The following is a 5,271-nucleotide window of genomic DNA, read 5'->3' on the forward strand; positions in this document are numbered from 1 at the left end:
GCCGCCGGCGCCGGCATCTCGTGCGCCGGGCCCTGGTGGTGTCCTGCGGCGGGGCCCGCGGCGGGACCCGTGACGGGCCCCGGGACCGGCCCCGCGCCCGGCTGTGCGGTGCCCGGCCCGGACGGGCCCGACTGCTCCGGAATCACGCGTTCCGTGGCATCCGCGAGCGCGCGCCGCGCCCGCCGCCCGGTGGGCTGGGGCTGTGCCGCGGCGGGCCGCCCGCCCGGGGCGCCGCCCTGCGCGGGCACGGTCGCACCGCCGTCGGCCGCCGGGCCGCCGTACGGGCCCGTGGGCGTGGCGCCGTCCCCGTGCGGCGGGTTCGACTGTCGCGGGAGCGCGCCGGCGCCCTCGGCGGAGGCGGCGGGGGGCGCGAGCCGGCGTGCGCGCCGTCCGGTGGGCGCGCCCGGCTCGGGGGCGCCGGCCTGTGGCGGTACGACGGGCAGGGCGAGGCCGTTGGCGGCCGCGCCCTCGGTGGTCGCCCCCGGCGCGGGTGTGTCGGAGGCCGGTCCAGCGGGCTCGCCGGGCGCGGGGTGAACAGAGTGCCCGGAGTGGCCGGTGTGGCCCGGGTTTTCGGGGTGCGCGCCGGGGCCGCCCGGAATGCCCGGAGTGCCCGGCGCCACCGGGTCGTTCGGGGCACCGGCGGCGGGCACCGGCGGCTGTGCGGCGGCCTGCGACGGGTCGCCCGGTCGGGGCTCGACGGCGCTCGGGCCGCCCGGCATCGCGTGGACCGCGCCCTGCGGGCCCGCCGGCGCCGGCGCCTGCTCGACCGCCGGACCGGGCGTGACGGGCGCGGCCTGCTGGGGCGTGCCGTGGCGTGCGCGCCGGCCGGTGCGGCCGGCCCCGGCCGCCGGCGGGGCGGCGCTCTCCGCCCCCGCCTGCGCTTCCTCGGCGGGGCTGGGCCGCCCGCGCCGCCGCCCGGTCGGCTGCTGCGGGGCGTCCGGTACGGGCATGGGCCGAGGGCCGCCGTCCCCCGCGCCGCTCCGCGCGTCCGGCACGTGCGGTGCGGTCGCCGTGTGCTGCGCGTCCGGCGTGCGCTGCGCGTTCGGTCCGCTCTGTCCGCTCTGTCCGGTCTGCCCGTTGGGCGTGCCGGCCGTGTTCGCCGCGCTCGCCGGGGCGGAAGCCTGGGCGGTCCGGTCCTGGGCGGGCCACGCGTCATGGGCCGCGACGAGCTGCCCGGGGTGGGTCTCGTCCTGGCCGCTCTCGACGGAGGGCAGCGCGGGCAGGGCGTGGCCCCGCGCCTCGGCACCCCCGGCGGCCGCGCCGGAGCCGGCCGGCGGCAGCGCGGAGACCGGCGCCACCGGAACGGGCGACTCGGGCAGGGACGGAGAGGGAGCCGGTGCCGCGGGGGCGGGCAGGACGGCGGCAGCCGGCGGTACGGGCACGGCGGGGGCGATGGCCCCCGGGCCCTGTCCGGCCGCACCGGCGTGCGGTCCGTTCCCGGCCGGCTCCACCGCGGCGTGATCGCCTCGCGCGCCCTCGCCTCCGGTCGAACCGCCCGCGCCGCCGGAAGCACCCGTACTGTCGGAAGCGCCCGTACCGGCCGGCAGGGCGATGGCCCGTGCGATGGCGATGGCGCCAGGAGCGTGGGAACCGGGCCCGGCGGAGCCGCCGGAGCCGGGCGCATCCGCCGGGCCGACTGCGGGCGCGCCACCGAGGGCCCCGCGTACGGGCCGGCGTCGGCGCTCGCCCGGCCCCGCGTGACCGTCGGCGCCACCGTTCGCGCCGTGCGCCGCCTCCAAGGCGCCGCCGGGGCTGTTGGCACCGCCGGCACCGACCGGCAGGGCCGACCGGTCCGCGCCCGGCGGCAGCTCGCTCTCCGGACCGCGCCGCGCCCGGCGCCGCCCGGTCGGCCGGGGCGGTTCCAGGGCTGGGGGACCGTCCTGCGGCGCGGCTCCGGGGGCCGTGCCCTGCGCGGGTACGGCGATCAGCCCGCCCGCCGCCGCGGCCGCACCGGCCGGCAGGGCGCCCTGTGCCTCGCGCGCCGCCGGCACCTGCCCCGACGAACCGCCCTGGCTGCCCTGACTGCCGTGACCGTTGTGACTGTTGTGAGCGCTGTGACTGCCCTGGCCCCCGTGGCCCCCGTGGCCCCCGTGATGACCGCGATCACCGCCGGCGTGCGACGCGGCATCGCCACCGCCCGCGCCGCCGGCACCGCCGCGCGCGGCCGAGTCCGCATCCGTACCCGTACGCGAGCCCGCACCCGTACCCGTACGCGGACGCGCGGGGGCGACCGGCCCGGACACCGCCGTCATCGGCAGCTCCAGCACATGCGCGCTGCCGCTCATCCCCGGCGCCTCATGCGTGCGCAGCGTGCCGCCGTGCCGCCGCACGATCCCCCGGGCCAGCGGCTCGTGCACCGGGTGGCCACCCGGGTACGGGCCGCGCACCTCGATCCGCACGGAGTCACCGCGCTGCGCGGCGGCCACCACGATCGTGGAGTCGCCCGAACCGCCGCCGGCGGCCGGAGCGTTCCCCGTGGCGTCGACGCCGGCCACGTCCGCGATGAGATGGGCGAGCGCCCGAGCCATCCGCTCCGGGTCCAGCTGGACCTCCAGCGGCGGCGCGTGCACCGCGAACTGGGCGCGGCCGGGGCCGATCAGCTCGATCGCGCCCTCGACGCCCGCGGAGACCACCTCGTCCAGGGTGATCTCGGCCGGCGCCAGCCGGTCCTCGCCCGCGTCCACCCGCTGGAAGTCCAGCACGTTGTCGACCAGCGTGGTCATCCGCGCGTAGCCGGCGGCGAGGTGGTGCAGGATCTGGTTGGCCTCGGGCCAGAGCTGGCCGGCCGGGTCGGCGGCGAGCGTGCCCAGCTCGGCGCGGAGCTCGCTCAGTGGCCCGCGCAGGGAGTCGTCCAGGACGGCGAGGAGTTGGGCGTGGCGCGCGGCCAGGGCGTCGTACGGCCGCCGGTCGAGGAAGGTCATCACCGCGCCGACGAGCTGCTCGCCGTCGCGGACCGGCGCGGTCGTCAGATCGACCGGCACCGCCCGGCCGTTCTTGGCCCACAGCACCTGGCCGCGCACTCGGTGCTTGCGGCCCGAGCGCAGGGTGTCGGCGAGCGGGGACTCCTCGTACGGCAGCGGGCTGCCGTCGGCGCGCGAGTGGTGGATCAGCGGGTGCAGCTCCTGGCCGCCCAGGTCGCTGGCGCGGTAGCCGAGGATCTGCGCGGCGGAGGGGTTGACGAGGACGACCTTGCCCTCGGTGTCCACGCCGACGACGCCCTCGGCCGCCGCGCGCAGGATCATCTCCGTCTGCCGCTGCTGGCGGGCCAGCTCGGCCTCGGTGTCCACGGTGCCCGTCAGGTCCCGGACGACCAGCATCAGCAGCTCGTCGCCGGTGTAGTGGTGCAGCGAGGGGTCGGCGTACGGCATCCGCGCGTCGTCGAGATTGGCGCTGGTCACCTCGACCGGGAACTCCGTGCCGTCGGTGCGCCGGGCGACCATGCGGGTCGGCTTCGTGCGCCCGTGCCGGTCCTCGGCGGCGGGGCGGCGCATCGACCCGGGGATGAGCTTGGGGTCGAAGTCGGGCAGCAGGGAGAGCAGTCCGCGCCCGACGAGCGCGGTGCCCGGCGTCTCGAACGTCTCCAGCGCGATGGTGTTGGCGTTGACCACCGTGCCGTTGCAGTTGACCAGCAGCAGGGCGTCGGGGAGGGCGTCGAGTATGGCTGCGAGGCGAGCAGCGCCTCGGGATGGCCTGCTGCTCACGACGACGCTTCCTCCCTGGTTACCGCACTGTGCCGACCAGCCCCGGCCCATCTTGCCGCTCGCCGCGGGGCGTGTCACTAGAGGGAGTCTACGGGCAGCGGTTGCGCGAGCGACGGCGGATGAAGCGGCTCGTACGGCGTCCGGGGGCGACTCGCCGCACGCCCGACATAAGGCTTACGGCAGGGCTTACGGCTCCGTGTCCGGGTAACGGAATATGTCATTCCGTCATAGGAGTGGCCGCCGCGTGCGCGGTCAGGAGGAGAGGTCGGGCAGGAGCGGGCGCAGATGGTCCCAGCGCCGGATCTCGCAGCCGTCGGTCCGGGAGAACCGCGCGTCGACGGGGCGCCCGGCCCAGGTCCCCACGACGTGGGCGACGGCCGGGCCGCCGTAGATCCGGGTGCACATGGCGTCGGGCGGCACCGGCGCGAAGGGGTCCCGGCCCCAGGTGGCCACCTCGTCCAGCCGGTCGCAGGCGCCCTGCGGATCGCGATGGGTGCCAGTCGTGGGGTGGCAGTCCAGGTGGTACGTGCCGTCCCGATGGGGGTCCCCGGTGCGGTCGACGACGACGGTCAGCTGGTCGGTGCCGGCCGGCGGGACCCGGTCGGCGGGCGGGGCGTCGACGGCCGGCGGCTGCGGGAAGGCCTCCCCGAACAGCGGCAAGGGCATGGGCAGCGGCATGGGCAGGGGCGCCCCGCCGCCCGCCGCGGTGGCGCCGGGTGCCGCGGCGAGCGCCGCGGTGGCGGAGAGGACGGTGAGCGCGAGGGCGGTGAGACGGCGCGGCGACATGGGGGCTCCCGGGGGTGCGGAGGGCGGAACGGGGGCGCGGACGGGTGGTGCGCACACCGTCGGCACGCCCCTGCTCTACTAACGCGCCGGGGCCCCGGGCGTTGCGCACGCGTCCGCCGGCCACCGTCGCGGCACGCCCCCGCGCGGGGTGGTGCGGGCGGCTCACCAGGTACGCCTTTGCTCTGCTGCCCACGGGCCTAGTACCGTAGGGTGCGATTGGTGACAGTCCACGGGCTGTGCCATCATCTGCACACCACTTCGCGTTCGCGCGTGGGTGTGAGGAGGCTTCGCCTAGTCTGGTCTATGGCGCCGCACTGCTAATGCGGTTTGGGGTAACCCCCCATCCCGGGTTCAAATCCCGGAGCCTCCGCTCGATCCTCGGATCGTGAAGCCCTGGCCCTCGGCCGGGGCTTCTGTGTTTTTCCGGGGCGTTCTCCCGATGGTGTTTCCCCCGGCGGCCGGAAGCGTTCGCTCGGGCGCCCGGGGTCCGCATGTTCGATCGTGGGGCCGGCGCCGCGGTCGGCGGCCCGGTCGCGCCACGCGCAAAGAGGGGTGTTTTCGCAGGTCGGCGGCCACATGGGGAACGGATTTCGTCTCCGGCCGCAGGTCATGTAATGTTGTTCCCGCAACGCCGACCGGAAAGAAAAACCGGGAAGCAAGCGCTCGTAGCTTAACGGATAGAGCACTTGACTACGGATCAAGAGGTTGCAGGTTCGAATCCTGCCGAGCGCGCACCATAGGACGAAGGCCCCCCAGGGAACTGGGGGGCCTTCGTCCTATGGTG

Annotated in this window: 2 protein-coding genes and 2 tRNA genes; 2 read left to right on the forward strand and 2 right to left on the reverse strand. The window is 77.2% G+C overall.

What is annotated here, in order from left to right; genetic code table 11:
* Both ACSNOD_RS27980 and ACSNOD_RS27985 read right to left on the reverse strand, forming a co-directional pair.
* On the reverse strand, nt 1-3,701 hold a 3,701-nt coding region (locus ACSNOD_RS27980), incomplete at its 3' end, for a PAS domain-containing protein (protein WP_436769861.1).
* 252 nt (nt 3,702-3,953) lie between these two features.
* Entirely contained in the window at nt 3,954-4,487 is a 534-nt protein-coding gene (locus tag ACSNOD_RS27985) for an SSI family serine proteinase inhibitor (RefSeq protein ID WP_436769862.1), read from the reverse strand.
* A gap of 280 nt (nt 4,488-4,767) precedes the next feature.
* On the opposite strand from ACSNOD_RS27985, the gene ACSNOD_RS27990 reads away from it, so the two are divergent.
* Together ACSNOD_RS27990 and ACSNOD_RS27995 are read left to right on the forward strand one after the other, a co-directional pair.
* Nucleotides 4,768-4,857 (forward strand) — tRNA-Ser (locus ACSNOD_RS27990).
* A gap of 289 nt (nt 4,858-5,146) precedes the next feature.
* Nucleotides 5,147-5,219: transfer RNA gene (locus ACSNOD_RS27995), tRNA-Arg, on the forward strand.
* The last annotated feature ends 52 nt before the right edge of the window (nt 5,220-5,271 follow it).

The organism is Streptomyces sp. URMC 123 (assembly GCF_051386515.1).
GTDB lineage: Bacteria > Actinomycetota > Actinomycetes > Streptomycetales > Streptomycetaceae > Streptomyces.